Genomic DNA, 14,648 nt, shown 5'->3' on the forward strand with positions numbered 1-14,648 from the left:
GCCGTCAGACTACTTCCAGCCGGCCAGTGCGCGTCCCGCCGCCCCCAGCGCCGGGGCCGTTGCCCCGAGCCGGGCGGCCATCAGCCGTGGCGCCGGCAGGTCGCCCACGAGATCAGCCACCCGACGTCGCAGAGGCTCAAGGAATGCGGCCTCGTCAGCCCGCATCAGCTCGGAGTTGACGACGACGTCGAGGGGGCCGAGCATACCGACACCGTGAGCGACGAGCTCCGCCAGGCAGTCAAGGCCGGTCTCCCAGACGCGGCGCGCCTCCCGGTCCCCCGAACCTATCGCGCCGAGGAGGGCCTCCAGACCTGAGGCGCACTGGGTCAATGACTCACCGGAAGCGTCATCACAGCTGCCCGTAGCCGGCGCCGTGGCGCCGGAGCCGGAGGAGCCCGCGGAGTCATCGAGCATGCCGGCGGTGTGGCGCCTCACCATGGCGCACACGGAGGCGACATCCTCCAGGCGGGCCCTCTCCCCGCTCCAGTCCGGATCGGGAACCAGGATCCGACCGACCTGACCGGCCCAGCCCTCACCGAGCACCGGGGCGCCACCCAGCAGGACGGCGGAGGAGATCCGCGCACCGACCGCCAGATAGAGGCAGTTCCTTCCGGCCGCACCCCACTGGCTCTCGGCCCAGGCGCCACAGCCTGCATCTTGATAGACCCTCACCTCAAGGTCTCCAGAGAGTCCGGGCACCTCAGCGGCCTGAGACGACAACGACTGCCTCACCAGGCTCGCCAGCGGGGCGTCCTGCAACCCGAGAGTCTCGCTGCGGCGCACGCGCCCCTCATCCTCGTCGACGACGCCGGGCACACTGACCCCGACCACGAGTGCCGCCGCACCGGACGCTCCATTGCTGAGGTCATCGGCGAGGCCCGCGCATAAGGACTGGACCGCGCTGCCGATCTCCTGGGCCAGCCGGTCGGCGTCTAAACGGCACTCCTTGGGAACGGGCCGTTCCAGGGAGGACACGACACTCCCCCGGCCATCAGCGACAACCGCGGAGACGGCGTCGGCACTGACATCGACCCCCATGGCGACGACGCCCTCCTCACGGCGGAGGGGCGCGGCAAGGTCAGCGGGACAACCCATATCTTCTCTGTTCTCGGAGGCAGGGCGGCGAGCCTACGAGGGCCACCACCCCACGCAATGGCGTGATTGATGTCGACGACAGTAGCAAGGTTTGTATCGCGATGTGTCGCTCTCAGGAGGCAACCGCGGGCATCACTGAACTATGCTGACATCCATACGCTGGCTACCTGCCGCACGGTCACTAGAATACGGCAAGTAGTTGATGTGCAAATCACGTCACGTCCCACCCCCGCCCCGTCCCTTCCCTCTTCGTCCCACACCACCCCCTTGACCCCCAGGAGGATCGAGATGTCTCGGCATGATCGCCATTCGGCCATCCTCGACATCGTCATGGACGAGGGCAGCGTCCGTATCGATGACATCATCACGCGGTTGGGGGTCTCGGCGGCGACCGCACGGCGCGATCTCGACCACCTGGCGGACCAGCAGCTGGTCAGCCGTACCCGTGGCGGCGCCATCGCCAACCCCACCTCCACCGAGCCGCCTCTGCGCTATCGCACCTCCAAGATGGCCGATGAGAAGACCCGCATCGCCAAGGCGGCGGCAGCCCTGGTGCACCCGGGTGACTCTGTTGGTCTCAACGGCGGCACCACGACCACCGAGGTGGCTCGCGAGATCGCGCTCCTGCCGGAGCTGACCGATCCGGAGGTGCCGGTCACCCTGGTCACCAATGCCGTCAACATCGCCAACGAGATGGCTGTGCGCCAGTGCGTGCGCGTCGTCGTCACCGGTGGGATCGCGCGAGCCCGTTCCTTCGAGCTCACCGGCCCCCTAGCCTCTCTCATCCTTCCCTCGATCAGTGTGGGCACGCTCTTCCTGGGAGTCGAGGGCCTCGATGACAGAGGCGCCTATACCCAGCACGACGGGGAGGCGGCCGTCAACGCCGCCCTGGTCGAGGCCGCCGAGCACGTCGTCGCCGTGTGCGACAGCTCCAAGCTCGGCAGGACGGCCTTCGCCCTCATCTGCCCCACCGCCAAGATCGACACCGTCATCACCGACGACGCTGCTCCCGCCGACCAGGTCGAGGCCCTGCAGCAAGCCGGAGTCCAGGTGCGACTGGTCTAGCCTCCGACAAACCTGAGAGCTTTCTCATCCGTACTTAACTGTACGCCGGCACCGCCGGCACTCCGGCTCGGCGTCGCCGTGGTCGAGGAGTAGGACGACGTGGCCCGCGGGCTCGCCGTCAGGACGATTCCCGGTTCCTTCGCGGACTCGGCGGGGTGGGGGAAGACCATGCGGGTGACCGCGAGCAGGAGGCCCGCTGTCACCACGACGACCGCGGCGGCGATGACGCGGCCGCGACCAAAACGATGTAGCAGACTCGCCACTCCAGAGTCCTCCCCTTCTCCCCCGGTTGTCCTGGCCCCGTCCAACTCCGAGGCGTCCCAACATCACCCGCAGGCGCGAGGGCTCAGGGACGGATGTGGCCGTCTCCCTCAACGATCCAGGTCGTCGTCGTCAGCTCGCTCAATCCCATGGGGCCGCGGGCGTGGAGCTTCTGGGTGGAGATGCCCAGCTCGGCCCCCAGCCCCAGCTGCCCTCCGTCGGTGAAGCGGGTCGAGGCGTTGACCATGACGGCCGCCGAGTCCATGCCGGCGATGAAGTCGTTGATGACGCTCACGTCCTGGGCGAGGACCGCCTCGGTGTGCCCGGTGGTGTGGGCACGGATGTGGTCGATGGCCTCCTCCAGGCTCTTCACGACACGCACGGCCAGGTCCAGCGAGCCGTACTCGGTGTCCCAGTCGGCCTCAGTGGCCTCGGTCAGGAGGTCATCATGTCCACCGTCCGCGGCCGCCTCGGTCAGGAGCTGGTGGGCAGTGGGGTCGGTGTGCAGGACGGTGTCCTTGTCCCACAGGGCTCGGGCGGCCGCCGGCAGGTAGGTGGCGGCGACGTCGGCGTGGACCAGGAGCGTCTCGGCGGCGTTGCACACCCCGACGCGCTGGGTCTTGGCGTTGACGATGATGTTCACCGCGGCATCGAGGTCGGCACTGGCGTCGACGTAGACGTGGCAGTTGCCCGATCCGGTCTCGATGACGGGCACCGTGGACTGCTCAACGACGGTGCGAATGAGTCCGGCCCCGCCCCGCGGCACCAGGGCGTCGACCAGACCGTGGGCGCGCATGAGGGCGCGGGCCCCGTCCCGACCTGCGGCATCAATGCTCGATACGAGGTCTGCGGGCAGTCCCTGCGCCTCCAGGGCGCTGCGCAGGGCCATGACGATGGCGGCATTGGAGTCCTGGGCGGCGCTGCCTCCGCGCAGAATGATGGCGTTGCCGGACTTGACGGCCAGGGCGGCGGTGTCGACGGTGACGTTGGGGCGGGCCTCGTAGATCATGCCGACGACGCCCAGTGGCACCCGCACCCGGCGCACTCGCAGCCCGTTGGGCATGACCGAGCCGTCAACGACCTGGCCCACGGGGTCGGGCAGGGCGGCCACCTCGCGCAGGGAGTCGGCGATGGCTGACAGGCGGCCGGAGTCCAGGGCCAGGCGGTCGAGGAGACCGGCCTTCATCCCGCCTTGGCGTCCGCGCTCCAGGTCGGCGGCGTTGGCCGCGAGGATCGCTTCACCGTGCTCGGTGAGGCTGCGGGCCATGGCCTCCAGGGCGGCGTCCTTGACGGCGCGCGGGGCCCTGGCCAGGCTCCGTTGCGCTGCGCGGGCTGAGCTGGCGGTTGCGGTGACGAGCTCGTGGGCCTCAACGTCGTTCATGGGGACACCATAGAAGAAGAGACTCCGGCAGGAGGAGTCTGCGTCGGCCCGCAGAACCACTGGCGGGCCACCGGTGTGAGGGCTGAGGTGCCCACGGTGTTCACGAACAGCAGGAGGGTAGGGATCCACCGGCCAGGGGTTGTGCGTACTGCACGAAGGCCCCACCTACCTGAAGCACACCCGCCTCTCCTCCAGTAGCACCCCACCCTCGTGCAGTGGTCCGGCCGAGAGTCGGCTCGGGCGGTCCGGGGATAGTGGGGACTGCGGTTCGCGCCGAGGACGTACTGTTCGTTCGGGGACTGCGTTGTCCGACGGGATACTGGGTTCCCCGCGTCGTCGTTTGCCGTAGAACGCAGTCCTGGTAACAGAAGTACGTCCTCGATGGTGCAGTGGTGCCCTGCTAAAGGTCCACGGCGGCGCGCAAGGACGCTGCAGGAACGAGCAACTCACTCGGACATTGTGACCGCCCCACCGATCGAATCGCCAGGATTCGCGCCCGCGCTTGAGGCGATGCGCTCAGACTCCGGCGATACGGGGCAGCTCGGCGAGATCGTCGCGGTGGATCACTGGGGCCACATGATCGGGGGCGGGGGCGCCCTCGGCCCGGGCCCCCAGGACCTCGCGCAGCTCAGCAGCGGCGTAGCGGCATATTCCCCGCGCCAGGACACCCTCAGGGCCGACGACATCGACGACGGAGCCCGACTCGAAGTCCCCGTCGACGCCGGTCAGGCCGGGCAGCAGGAGCGACTTCTTTCCCACGGTCAGGGCCCGGGCCGCCCCGGCATCGATGAGAACACGCCCTTCGGGCTGGGAGGCGTGAGCCATCCACAGCCGCCGGCTGGGGCGGTGGGGCCCGGTGGGCTCGAACCAGGTGCCCAGGTCGCTGGGAACCCGTCCCTGCCCCAGGAGCCCAGCGGCGTCGTCGGCCCGAGCGATGAGGGTGGTGGTGCCCGAGGCGCAGGCGATGGTGGCGGCCTGGAGCTTGGTGGTCATGCCGCCGGTTCCCACGAAGGAGCCGCGTCCGGAGACACTGACCCCCGCCAGGTCCGCCAAGGAGCGCACATAGCGGATGGGCGTGGCGCCGGGGGTCCCGGGGCGCGCGGTCCACAGGCCGTCGACGTCGGTGAGCAGCACCAGGACGTCGGCGGTCACCAGGTGGGCCACGAGGGCGGCAAGCCGGTCGTTGTCGCCGAGGCTGAACTCGCTGGTGGCCACCGCGTCGTTCTCGTTGATGATGGGGACGGCTCCCAGTGAGAGCAGGGAGTCGAAGGTGGCGCGCACCGTGCGGTAGTGGCTGCGGATGGCGACGTCATGGGCGGTCAGCAGGACCTGGGCGGTCACCAGCCCGTAGGCGCTCATTGCGGTCTCCCAGCGGGCGGCGAGCCGGCCCTGCCCCACGGAGGCGGCCGCCTGCAGGAGACTGAGCTCGTCGGGGCGCCGACTCATCCCCAGGGGCACCAGCCCTGAGGCGACGGCCCCGGAGGAGACCAGGACGACGTCGTGGCCACGCCTGCGCATGCCTGCGATGAGGCCGGCGAGGATGTCGATGCGGTTGAGGTCGAGCCCGCCGTCGGCGCGCGTCAGGGACGAGGAGCCGACCTTGACCACCACGCGGGCGCCGGCGGGCAGTCGTTCCGGGCGCTCCTGCCCACCGGCGGCGCCGGTGCCGGTTCCTGATGGTGTCACGGGATCCCTCCGGTCAGTCCTCGTCGTCCCCGTGCCAGGAGGTGGCATCGGTCCACAGGCCCTCGGCGGCCTCGTCGCGCAGCTGTTGGCGTGCGGCCTCCTTGGCGTCCATCATCTCGTGGTACTGGCTGCGCCGCTCCACGTTGGTCCGACGCCGACTGGTCTCCAGGCGCAGGTCGGTGCCTCGGGCGCCCAGCAGCTCGGGGCCGGTGGTCATCGAGGGCTCCCAGGTGAAGAGCACTCCCCCGTCGACCTCGCCGATGAGGACGGTGTCTCCTGCGTGGGCACCGGCCTTGACGAGCTCGTCCTCAACCCCGGCCGCGGCCAGACGGTCGGCGAGGTAGCCGACGGCCTCGTCATTGGAGAAGTCGGTCTGACGCACCCAGCGCTCGGGGCGCTGCCCGCGAACCTGGTAGACCTGCCCCTCGCTGGGGTGGGCCAGCAGACGGACCTGGGCGACACTCTCCTTCTCCCGGCGTCCGACCGCTGCGGGCCGGATGATGGGGCGCGGCCCACCGGAGCCCCCGGTCCCACCGGACTCGCGGTCGCGCCGGGGAGTTGCCGGAGCGGCCTTGCGGGCCCGCTCGACCTCACCGGCCAGAGCGAAGGACAGGGGACGCAACCCCGTGTGCGCGACCGCGGAGATGATGTGGACGGGCAGTCCCCGGGCCTCGATGTCGGCGCGCACGAACTCGGCGAGCTCGGCGGCGTCGGGGACGTCGACCTTGTTGAGCACCACGATGCGGGGACGCTCCATGAGGGGGACCCGGCCGGTGAGGGAGGGGTCGTCCTCCTGCTCGCCGAGGCGCTCGGAGTAGGCGGCGAGCTCGGCCTCAATGGTGTCCAGGTCGGACAGGGGATCGCGCCCCGGCTCGAGGGTGGCGCAGTCCAGGACGTGGACGATGACCGCGCAGCGCTCGATGTGCCGCAGGAAGTCCAGCCCCAGCCCCTTGCCCTGGGAGGCGCCGGGGATGAGGCCGGGGACGTCGGCGATCGTGTAGCGCACGTCGCCGGCCTCGACCACCCCGAGGTTGGGCACGAGGGTTGTGAAGGGGTAGTCGGCGATCTTGGGGCGGGCGGCGCTCATGGCGGCGATGAGGGAGGATTTGCCGGCGCTGGGGTAGCCCACCAGGGCGACGTCGGCAATGGTCTTGAGCTCCAAGGTGATGTCGCGGGCCTGACCGGGCTCACCCAGGAGGTGGAAGCCGGGGGCCTTGCGCCTGGCAGAGGCCAGGGAGAAGTTGCCGCGCCCGCCAGTGCCGCCCTGGGCGACGACGACGCTGGCGGCCTCCCCCACGAGATCGGCGATGACCTGGCCGCTCGAGTCCTTGACGACGGTGCCCTCGGGAACGGGCAGGACGAGGTTCTTGCCGTCGGTACCGCGGCGCCAGTCCCCCATGCCGGGGGTGCCGTTGCCGGCCCGCTGGTGCGGGGAGCGGTGGTAGCTCAGCAGGGTCGTCACCCGGGGGTCGACAGTCAGGACGACGTCGCCGCCATGACCGCCGTCGCCGCCGTCGGGTCCGGCCAGGGGCTTGAACTTCTCACGGTGCACGGAGGTGCAGCCGTTGCCGCCGTCGCCGCCGGCCACGTGGAGGACCACTCGGTCAATGAAGCTGGGCATGGGGTCTCCTGTGAGTCCGGGATAGCGAGAGAGGGTGGACGGCAGCTGCCGTCCACCCTCTCTCGCGACGTGTTGATGTGCTCGGGGCTCAGGCCTCGGGGAGCACGACGTTGACGACCCGGCGACCGCGGAAGGTGCCGAACTCGACGTTACCGGCAGCGGTGGCGAACAGGGTGTCGTCGTTGCCGCGGCCGACGTTGCGGCCCGGGTGGAAGTGGGTGCCGCGCTGGCGGACGATGATCTCGCCGGCCTTGACGAACTGGCCGCCGAAGCGCTTGACGCCGAGGCGCTGCGCGTTGGAGTCGCGGCCGTTACGGGAGGAACCAAGACCCTTCTTGTGTGCCATGGTTGAAGGCTTCTTTCTTCTCGAGCGTGTGCGTTCAGGATGCCCGCGTACTGGCTGACGCCGGGGCGGTCACTTGATAGCGGTGACCTTGACGGCCGTCAGCTGAGCGCGGTGGCCCTGGCGCTTGCGGAAGCCGGTCTTGTTCTTGAACTTGAGGATGTTGATCTTGGGGCCCTTCTCGTCGCCGATGATCTCGGCGGTGACGGAGGACTTGGCCAGATCGGCGGCAGAGGTGGTCACCTTGTCGCCGTCCACCAGCATGACGGGGGCGAGGGTGACCTCGTCGCCGATCTCACCAGCAAGCTTGTCGACAACCACGACGTCGCCGACGGAGACCTTCTCCTGACGGCCGCCGGCCTTGACGATCGCGTAGACCACTTGAATGCTCATCTCTGTAGATTCTTCGAAAGGCTCTCACTCGGTGCAAGACCGGGATCGGCCTCGCCGGGAGGGCCCTGTCTGGGCAATGGCGCAAGAAGCACCGGCAGATAACTCTAGGCGATCATGTCGCCAGCACCAACCTCCGATCCGCCCCGCCCCCTGTGTTCTTGGGCACGGAGACCTCGTCAGGCCGATGCCTCCGGGGTGTCTGAAGAATTCTCCGGCGAAGGCGCGGCGCTCTTGGCCGCGGCCCGCCGTCGCGTTCTCCTTGCAGGCTTCTCCTCAGCCGAGCCCGACGGCGCCTCGTCGGGCTGCGGCTCAGCAGGGCCCTCAGACGTCGTGGCGGCCTTCTTCTCAGCCTTCCCACCGGTCTTCCTCCCCGACTTCTTCTCCGCCTTGTCGCTCTTCTTCTCACCGGACTTCTTCGCCGACTTCTTGTCAGCCGCCTTCCTCGACCTGGTCTTGGCCGGCTTGTCCTCGGCCGGGGAGTCCGAAGCGTCCTGGCCGTCGACGGGCTCCACGTTCTCCGCAGTCCCCGCCGCGTCATGGGCGCTGTCGCTCACACCCGCGGCCGAGGTCTCAACGGACCTCTCCTCATGAGGGTCCTGCCCCTCCTGCTGGTGGTCCTTGTGGGCCTGTTCGGCGGCGGCCGCGATCTGGGCCAGGGCCCCGCGCACCGCCGCCCGGGCCTCGTCGTCGGCTCCGGACTCCGACGATGCGGCGACGTCGCGCCCTGCGTTTCCCTTGCCGTGGCCGGAGCCCTTGGAACCCTTGGTCTCCTGGGAGTCCTGCTTGGTCTCCTTCTTCACCCCGCCGGTGGCCTGCTCCTCACGGTTCTTGCGCCCGCGCGAGCGCCCGCCACCGCGTGAGGCGGAGGCCGACATATCGACCTGCTGGTTCTCCACGGGCTCATCGTGGACGATGAAGCCCCGGCCCTTGCAGTGCTCACAGGTGGTGGAGAAGGCCTCGACCAGCCCCTGCCCCACCCGCTTGCGGGTCATCTGGACCAGCCCCAACGAGGTGACCTCGGTGACCTGGTGGCGCGTCCGGTCGCGTCCCAGGCACTCCACGAGCCGGCGCAGCACGAGGTCCCGGTTGGACTCCAGGACCATGTCGACGAAGTCGATGACGACCATGCCGCCGATGTCGCGCAGGCGCAGCTGGCGGACGATCTCCTCGGCGGCCTCCAGGTTGTTACGGGTGACGGTCTCCTCCAGGGTGCCTCCCGCACCGGTGAAGCGCCCGGTGTTGACGTCGATGACGGTCATCGCCTCGGTGCGGTCGATGACCAGGGTGCCGCCGCTGGGAAGCCAGACCTTGCGGTCGAAGCCCTTGGCGAGCTGCTCGTCGACGCGGTGGGCGGTGAAGACGTCCTCGGGGCCGACCCAGTGCTCGAGACGCTCGGACAGATCCGGGCTGACCTCGTCGATGTACTGGGAGACCGTGGACCAGGTGTTGTCGCCGGAGACGACGAGTCTGCGGAAGTCCTCGTTGAAGACGTCGCGGATGACTCTCACGGCGAGCTCGGGCTCCCCCTTGAGCAGGACCGGGGCCTTGCCACTGCCCTTCATGACGGAGGACGCCTTCTTGTCGATGGCCTCCCACTGAGCCACGAGGCGTTCGACGTCGGCGGTCAGCTGCTCCTGAGTGGCCCCCTCCGCGGCGGTGCGCACAATGACTCCGGCCGAGTCGGGCACGATCCGCTTGAGGATCTTCTTCAGGCGGCTGCGCTCAGTGTCCGGCAGCTTGCGCGAGATCCCCGTCATGGTGCCTCCGGGGACCAGGACCAGGTATCGGCCCGCCAGGGTGATCTGGCTGGTGAGGCGAGCACCCTTGTGGCCGATGGGATCCTTGGTGACCTGTACCAGGACGGTGTCGCCACTGGAGAGGGCGTCCTCGATGCGGCGGGGCCTGCCCTCCAGGCCAGCGGCGTCCCAGTTGACCTCACCGGCGTAGAGCACGGCGTTGCGGCCCTTACCCAGGTCCACGAAGGCGGCCTCCATGGAGGGCAGGACGTTCTGAACCCGACCGACGTAGACGTTGCCGACCATGGAGGTCTGCGTGTGCCGGGAGACGTAGTGCTCCACGAGGAGCCCGTCCTCCAGGACGGCGATCTGGTTGAGGCCGTCGGACTCGCGCACGATCATCTGCCGGTCCACGGACTCGCGACGGGCCAGGAACTCGGCCTCGGTGATGATGGGACGACGGCGCCCGGCCGCCCGCCCTTCGCGGCGGCGCTGACGCTTGGCCTCCAGGCGGGTGGACCCCTTGAGGGCGGTCACCTCGTCACGCAGGTCGCCACCCTCCGAGCGGGTGCGGGACCGACGCCGCCGACGGCGCGATCCGGACACGGTGCTTGTGGCGGTCTCAGTGGCGCCGTCAGCGGAGGTCTCGCGCGAGAGCGCCGCATCGTCTCCGCCCTCCTCCACGGCCTGCGGCTCATCATCGGCGTCGTTGCGCGCCGAGTCCTCGCCCCGCGAGCGCGAGCGCCGACCGCGTCCGCCACGGCGGCGCTTGCGGCGGGCCCCGCCCTCACGGGAATCCTCCGAGGACTCGGCCCGGGGCTCATCGGTCCCGTCATTCTCTGAGACCTCGGCGGGCTCGGTGTCGGCCTTGTCGTGGACGGAGTCCTCGCGGGGCTCCGGCGGGGCGCCGGTACTGGCTACTGCCTGCCGACGCCGACGGCCGCGGGCACTGCTGCGGTCGGATCGGGAGGACTCGGCCTCAGCCTCCTCGTTGCGTCCCTCCGCGCCGGCTCGGGCACCGGCGTCCTCCTTATCCGCCCAGTCCTTGGCGCCTTGGTGGCGCGAGGCGGTTGGCGCCGCCTGGGGGGCGGCGGTCGCCGCGGTGACCCGGCGGCGTCGACGGGCCCGACTGGGGTCGGGGGCCTGGAACAGGAGCGAGGCTGCGGGAAGGCGGGGGGCCTGGAGGTCCTTCTCATCCAGGTCCGCCTCGGTGAGCTCGTCATCCTCCTGGGAGATCTCGGGCTCCTCATCGTCGGTTCCCTCGGTGTCGACCTGCTCGTCGAGGTCTTCCTGCGCAGCATCGGCGCTCGGCCCACCCTCGGCCACGTGCGCCCCGTCGGTCTCGCTCGCCTCTGCGGCGACGTGGGGCTCGGCGGCGGGAGCCTCCTCGGGGGCGACGGAGGCCGCGACGACCTTCCGACGACGACGAGGAGGGGCCGGCTCGACGGCTGTGGTCTGCGGGGCCGGCTGCACGCCGGACCCCTCGGACCCGGAGGCGGTGACGGCATCTAAGGCCCCTACCGAACCGGGCTGCTCGGCAACGGGAGCCTGGGCGGGGGCGGCCGCGGCCGCGGTGACCCTGCGACGGCGGCGCGGAGTCGGGGCGCTCACGGCGTCACCGTCAGCGCGCTCCTGCTCGTACGATTCTGTTGATTCTGATGTGGTGCGACGTGCCATGGGGCTTGCACTCTCCGGGGCCGACGCCGTCGTCGTACCCTCGACGCGTCAGCGCGGTTGTGCTCCCGGCCGGGAGCAGCGAGAAAGTCTTGAGAGCGCCCGCGAGGGCGCACGCCTTACCTGACGTCCACACAGACCGGGCTCGCAGCGGCGCAGCTCAGGCGGCGCAAGGTCCTCGGACAGGGTCGGCCGGAAGGCGCGGCTTCAGGTACCGGTACGAGACACCCGAAGCCGGCTCGAAGTATCCCACACATACGCCGATAAGCGCTTGTGCGACTCATGGTGTCCCCGATCTCTGCACACGTTGGCCTCATCACCCACCCAGCAACCACCCACCCCACCAAGACACGCGGAAGCCCCACTAAAGTATTACGGACTTTCGACCCAATCTCACAGCAGTCACACCTTCAACGCTTACCTTTTAAACTACTGCGACAACACCTCATCAGCGGTGCGACCACAGGAAAAGAACCGGATGGACCGCAGGCCGCAGCACCTTCACACCTCACGCGTTTCACGACATGGCGTCACAGATGCACTATAATACTCTTATTGACCTGTAGGACGTTCTACAGATTCTCTTATCGACCTCATCGTCATCTCCGAAAGGTGGCACGGATGGCCATCTCTCCTATGGCGCTGGACTCTCTGGATCTGGCGCGCTGGCAGTTCGGTATCACCACCGTCTACCACTTCATCCTGGTTCCGCTGACCATCGGGCTGTCCCCGCTGGTGGCTCTCATGGAGACGCTGTGGCGCAGGACCGGCAACAGGCAGTGGCTCGTGGCCACCACGTTCTTCGGCAAGATTCTGCTGATCAACTTCGCGCTGGGCGTGGCCACCGGCATCGTTCAGGAGTTCCAGTTCGGCATGAACTGGTCGGAGTACTCCAGGTTCGTCGGTAACATCTTCGGCGCCCCTCTCGCCTTCGAGGCCCTGCTGGCCTTCTTCATGGAGTCCGTCTTCCTGGGCCTGTGGATCTTCGGATGGGACCGACTGTCCCCCAGGCTGCACAACCTGTGCATGTGGGCCGTGGCCGCCGGCACGAACTTCTCCGCCTTCTTCATCCTCACCGCCAACTCCTGGATGCAGCACCCGGTGGGCGCCGTCGTCAACCCCAAGACGGGGCGTGCCGAGCTCGACGGCGTGAGCGGCTTCCTCAAGCTCCTGTCCAACGAGCTGGTGTGGGCCACCGTGCTGCACGTCATCTCCTCGGCCCTGCTCGTGGCCGCGGCCGTCGTCATGGGCGTGTCCGTGTGGTGGATGGTCAAGGCCGCCCAGGCGAAGCAGGACTTCGAGGCGCGTGAGCTGTGGCGGCGGGTCGCCCGTTTCGGGGCCGTCGTCATGGTGGCCGCGGGCCTGGTCACCGCCGGCACCGGCCACATGCAGGGCCAGCTGGTCGCCGAGTACCAACCGGGCAAGATGGCCGCCGCCGAGGGACTGTGCCACACCGAGGCCGGAGCCCCCTTCACCGTGGCCGCCTTCGGGGACTGCAAGAACGAGGACGGCATGGTCCGGTTCATCTCGGTTCCCGGTGTCTACTCCTTCATGGCCACCAACGACGTCAACGCCAAGATCACCGGGCTCAAGGAGGCCGGTGACATCTACAAGCAGTACGGCACCACTGATGCGCGCGGCAACGCCGTCGACTACAGCCCCAACGTCATGGTCAACTTCTGGTCCTTCCGCCTCATGATCGGACTGGGCATGGCCTCGATGGGCCTGGGGGCTCTGGCCCTGTGGCTGACCCGTGCCAACAGGCTCGTCTCCCGCCCGCTTCTGGGCAAGGCGGCGCTGGCCACCATGTGGATGCCCTTCATCGCCTGCTCCTTCGGCTGGATCTTCCGTGAGATGGGCCGTCAGCCCTGGGTCATCGTCCCCAACCTGTCCGACCCGGTCTCCCAGGTCTACATGCTCACGGCCGACGGCGTCTCCTCCGCGGTCTCCTCGGGTACGGTGCTGGCCTCGATGGTCATCTTCACCCTGCTGTACGCCGCGCTCGGAGTGGTCTGGTTCATGCTGCTGCGCCGCTACATCCGCGAAGGGGTGCGCACCCCGGTGCCGGACAAGACCGGCACGTCCAAGCAGACGGACCAGGACAGCAAGGACACGGATTCCGACGACGACTCCGACGGCGACTCCGTTGACTCCTCCGAGGCCGCCCCGGCCCTGTCCTTCGCCTACTGAACCGAGGAAGGTAGACAACCCATGACACTGAGCATCCTCTGGTTCATCCTCATCGCCGTCCTGTGGATCGGCTACCTCACCCTGGAGGGCTTCGACTTCGGCGTCGGTATGATCCTGAAGATCCTGGGCCGCGACGAGCGTGAGCGGCGCGCGACGCTGGCCGCCATCGGCCCCCACTGGGACGGTAACGAGGTGTGGCTGCTGACCGCCGGCGGGGCGACCTTCGCCGCTTTCCCCGAGTGGTACTCCACCCTGTTCTCCGGGGCCTACATCGTCCTGTTCATCATTCTGCTGTGCCTCATCGTGCGCGTATGCGCCATCGAGTGGCGCCCCAAGGTCAACTCCCAGACCTGGCGCGACCGCTGGGACTGGGTCCACACGATCAGCGCCTGGCTGCCCTCCATCCTATGGGGCGTGGCCTTCGCGAACCTGGTTCAGGGCATGCACATCGAGGTCGTCCAGACCTCCAACGGCGCCGTCGTCCCGGCCTCCCAGGTGCCGGCCGACTCCCTGGTGCCCGGTGCCGCCCACCAGATCACCGGGGGCCTGCTCACGATGGTGACCCCCTTCACCCTGCTGGGAGGCGTCGTCACCTGCCTGCTCTTCCTCAACCACGGCGCGCTCTTCGTGGCGCTCAAGACCACCGGTGACCTGTCACAGCGCGCACTGCGGATGTCGCGCCGGCTCGCCCCCGCGGTCACCGCGGTCACCGCCGCCTGGGCCCTGTGGGCGCAGCTGGCCTACTCCGGCAGCGCCCTGTCCTGGATCCCGTTGGTCATCGCCGCTGCCGGACTCGTCGGCTCCCTGCTCATGGGACGCACTGGGAACGAGGGTCGGGCCTTCGCCCTGCACTTCGTGGGGATCGCCTTCGCCGTCGTCTTCATCTTTGCCGCGATGGCCCCCAACGTCATGCGCTCCTCGGTGGACCCGGCCTACTCGCTGACGATCCAGCAGGCCGCGAGCGCCGACACGACCCTGCTCATCATGACCGTCGCCGCGGCCGTGTTCGTCCCCGGGGTCCTGGCCTACACGATCTGGAGTTACAAGGTCTTCGCCTCGCGTATCAGCGTCGAGAGCATCAACCCCGACCAGGGCGGGCTGCACCCCACGCTGGTGCGTGACTCGGCCCAGCCCGAGGCCCACTTCGGGTACTGACCATCAGCGCGACGCATCGGCCGGGGGTTTCCGGGCCCTTGGGCCCAC

At 69.0% G+C, this 14,648-nt stretch carries 11 protein-coding genes; 3 read left to right on the forward strand and 8 right to left on the reverse strand.

All coding sequences use genetic code 11. From position 1 onward, the window contains the following. Positions 1–9: 9 nt before the first annotated feature. Positions 10–1,095 (reverse strand): ROK family protein, encoded by a 1,086-nt coding sequence (locus tag HMPREF2883_RS11975; protein WP_070662811.1) that lies wholly within the window; start codon positions 1,093–1,095, stop codon positions 10–12. Between the two features lie 288 nt (positions 1,096–1,383). On the opposite strand from HMPREF2883_RS11975, the gene HMPREF2883_RS11980 reads away from it, so the two are divergent. Then, entirely contained in the window at positions 1,384–2,160 is a 777-nt protein-coding gene (locus HMPREF2883_RS11980) for a DeoR/GlpR family DNA-binding transcription regulator (RefSeq protein WP_070662813.1), read from the forward strand. On the opposite strand, the gene HMPREF2883_RS11985 is transcribed toward HMPREF2883_RS11980, so the two are convergent. From HMPREF2883_RS11985 to HMPREF2883_RS12015, 7 genes are all read right to left on the reverse strand, one after another. Further along, positions 2,157–2,423 (reverse strand): hypothetical protein, encoded by a 267-nt coding sequence (locus HMPREF2883_RS11985; RefSeq protein ID WP_256277471.1) that lies wholly within the window; start codon positions 2,421–2,423, stop codon positions 2,157–2,159. The two genes, HMPREF2883_RS11980 and HMPREF2883_RS11985, sit on opposite strands and share 4 nt — an antisense overlap. A gap of 83 nt (positions 2,424–2,506) precedes the next feature. Beyond that, a complete protein-coding gene (locus tag HMPREF2883_RS11990; protein ID WP_070662815.1) occupies positions 2,507–3,802 on the reverse strand; it encodes a glutamate-5-semialdehyde dehydrogenase in 1,296 nt (431 codons plus the stop codon). Between the two features lie 516 nt (positions 3,803–4,318). After that, positions 4,319–5,413 carry a glutamate 5-kinase gene (gene proB, locus HMPREF2883_RS11995; protein ID WP_070662817.1) on the reverse strand — a complete coding sequence of 365 codons (1,095 nt, stop codon included), beginning with the start codon at positions 5,411–5,413 and terminating at the stop codon, positions 4,319–4,321. Between the two features lie 88 nt (positions 5,414–5,501). Beyond that, on the reverse strand, positions 5,502–7,109 hold the full coding sequence (obgE, locus tag HMPREF2883_RS12000; RefSeq protein ID WP_070662819.1) for a GTPase ObgE: 1,608 nt from the start codon (positions 7,107–7,109) through the stop codon (positions 5,502–5,504). Between the two features lie 88 nt (positions 7,110–7,197). Beyond that, on the reverse strand, positions 7,198–7,455 hold the full coding sequence (gene rpmA, locus HMPREF2883_RS12005) for a 50S ribosomal protein L27 (RefSeq protein WP_003785909.1): 258 nt from the start codon (positions 7,453–7,455) through the stop codon (positions 7,198–7,200). A gap of 69 nt (positions 7,456–7,524) precedes the next feature. Continuing rightward, entirely contained in the window at positions 7,525–7,845 is a 321-nt protein-coding gene (gene rplU, locus HMPREF2883_RS12010; RefSeq protein ID WP_004565174.1) for a 50S ribosomal protein L21, read from the reverse strand. Between the two features lie 176 nt (positions 7,846–8,021). Further along, positions 8,022–11,258, reverse strand: a complete 3,237-nt coding sequence (locus HMPREF2883_RS12015) for an Rne/Rng family ribonuclease (RefSeq protein WP_070662821.1) — start codon at positions 11,256–11,258, stop codon at positions 8,022–8,024. Between the two features lie 618 nt (positions 11,259–11,876). Between HMPREF2883_RS12015 and HMPREF2883_RS12020 the strand changes: the two genes are divergently transcribed. Continuing rightward, positions 11,877–13,445 carry a cytochrome ubiquinol oxidase subunit I gene (locus tag HMPREF2883_RS12020; protein WP_070662823.1) on the forward strand — a complete coding sequence of 523 codons (1,569 nt, stop codon included), beginning with the start codon at positions 11,877–11,879 and terminating at the stop codon, positions 13,443–13,445. 21 nt (positions 13,446–13,466) lie between these two features. Further along, positions 13,467–14,600 carry a cytochrome d ubiquinol oxidase subunit II gene (gene cydB / locus HMPREF2883_RS12025; protein ID WP_070662825.1) on the forward strand — a complete coding sequence of 378 codons (1,134 nt, stop codon included), beginning with the start codon at positions 13,467–13,469 and terminating at the stop codon, positions 14,598–14,600. The last annotated feature ends 48 nt before the right edge of the window (positions 14,601–14,648 follow it).

Origin of the sequence: Actinomyces sp. HMSC075C01, from assembly GCF_001812965.1 — a bacterium.
Lineage (GTDB): Bacteria > Actinomycetota > Actinomycetes > Actinomycetales > Actinomycetaceae > Actinomyces > Actinomyces acetigenes.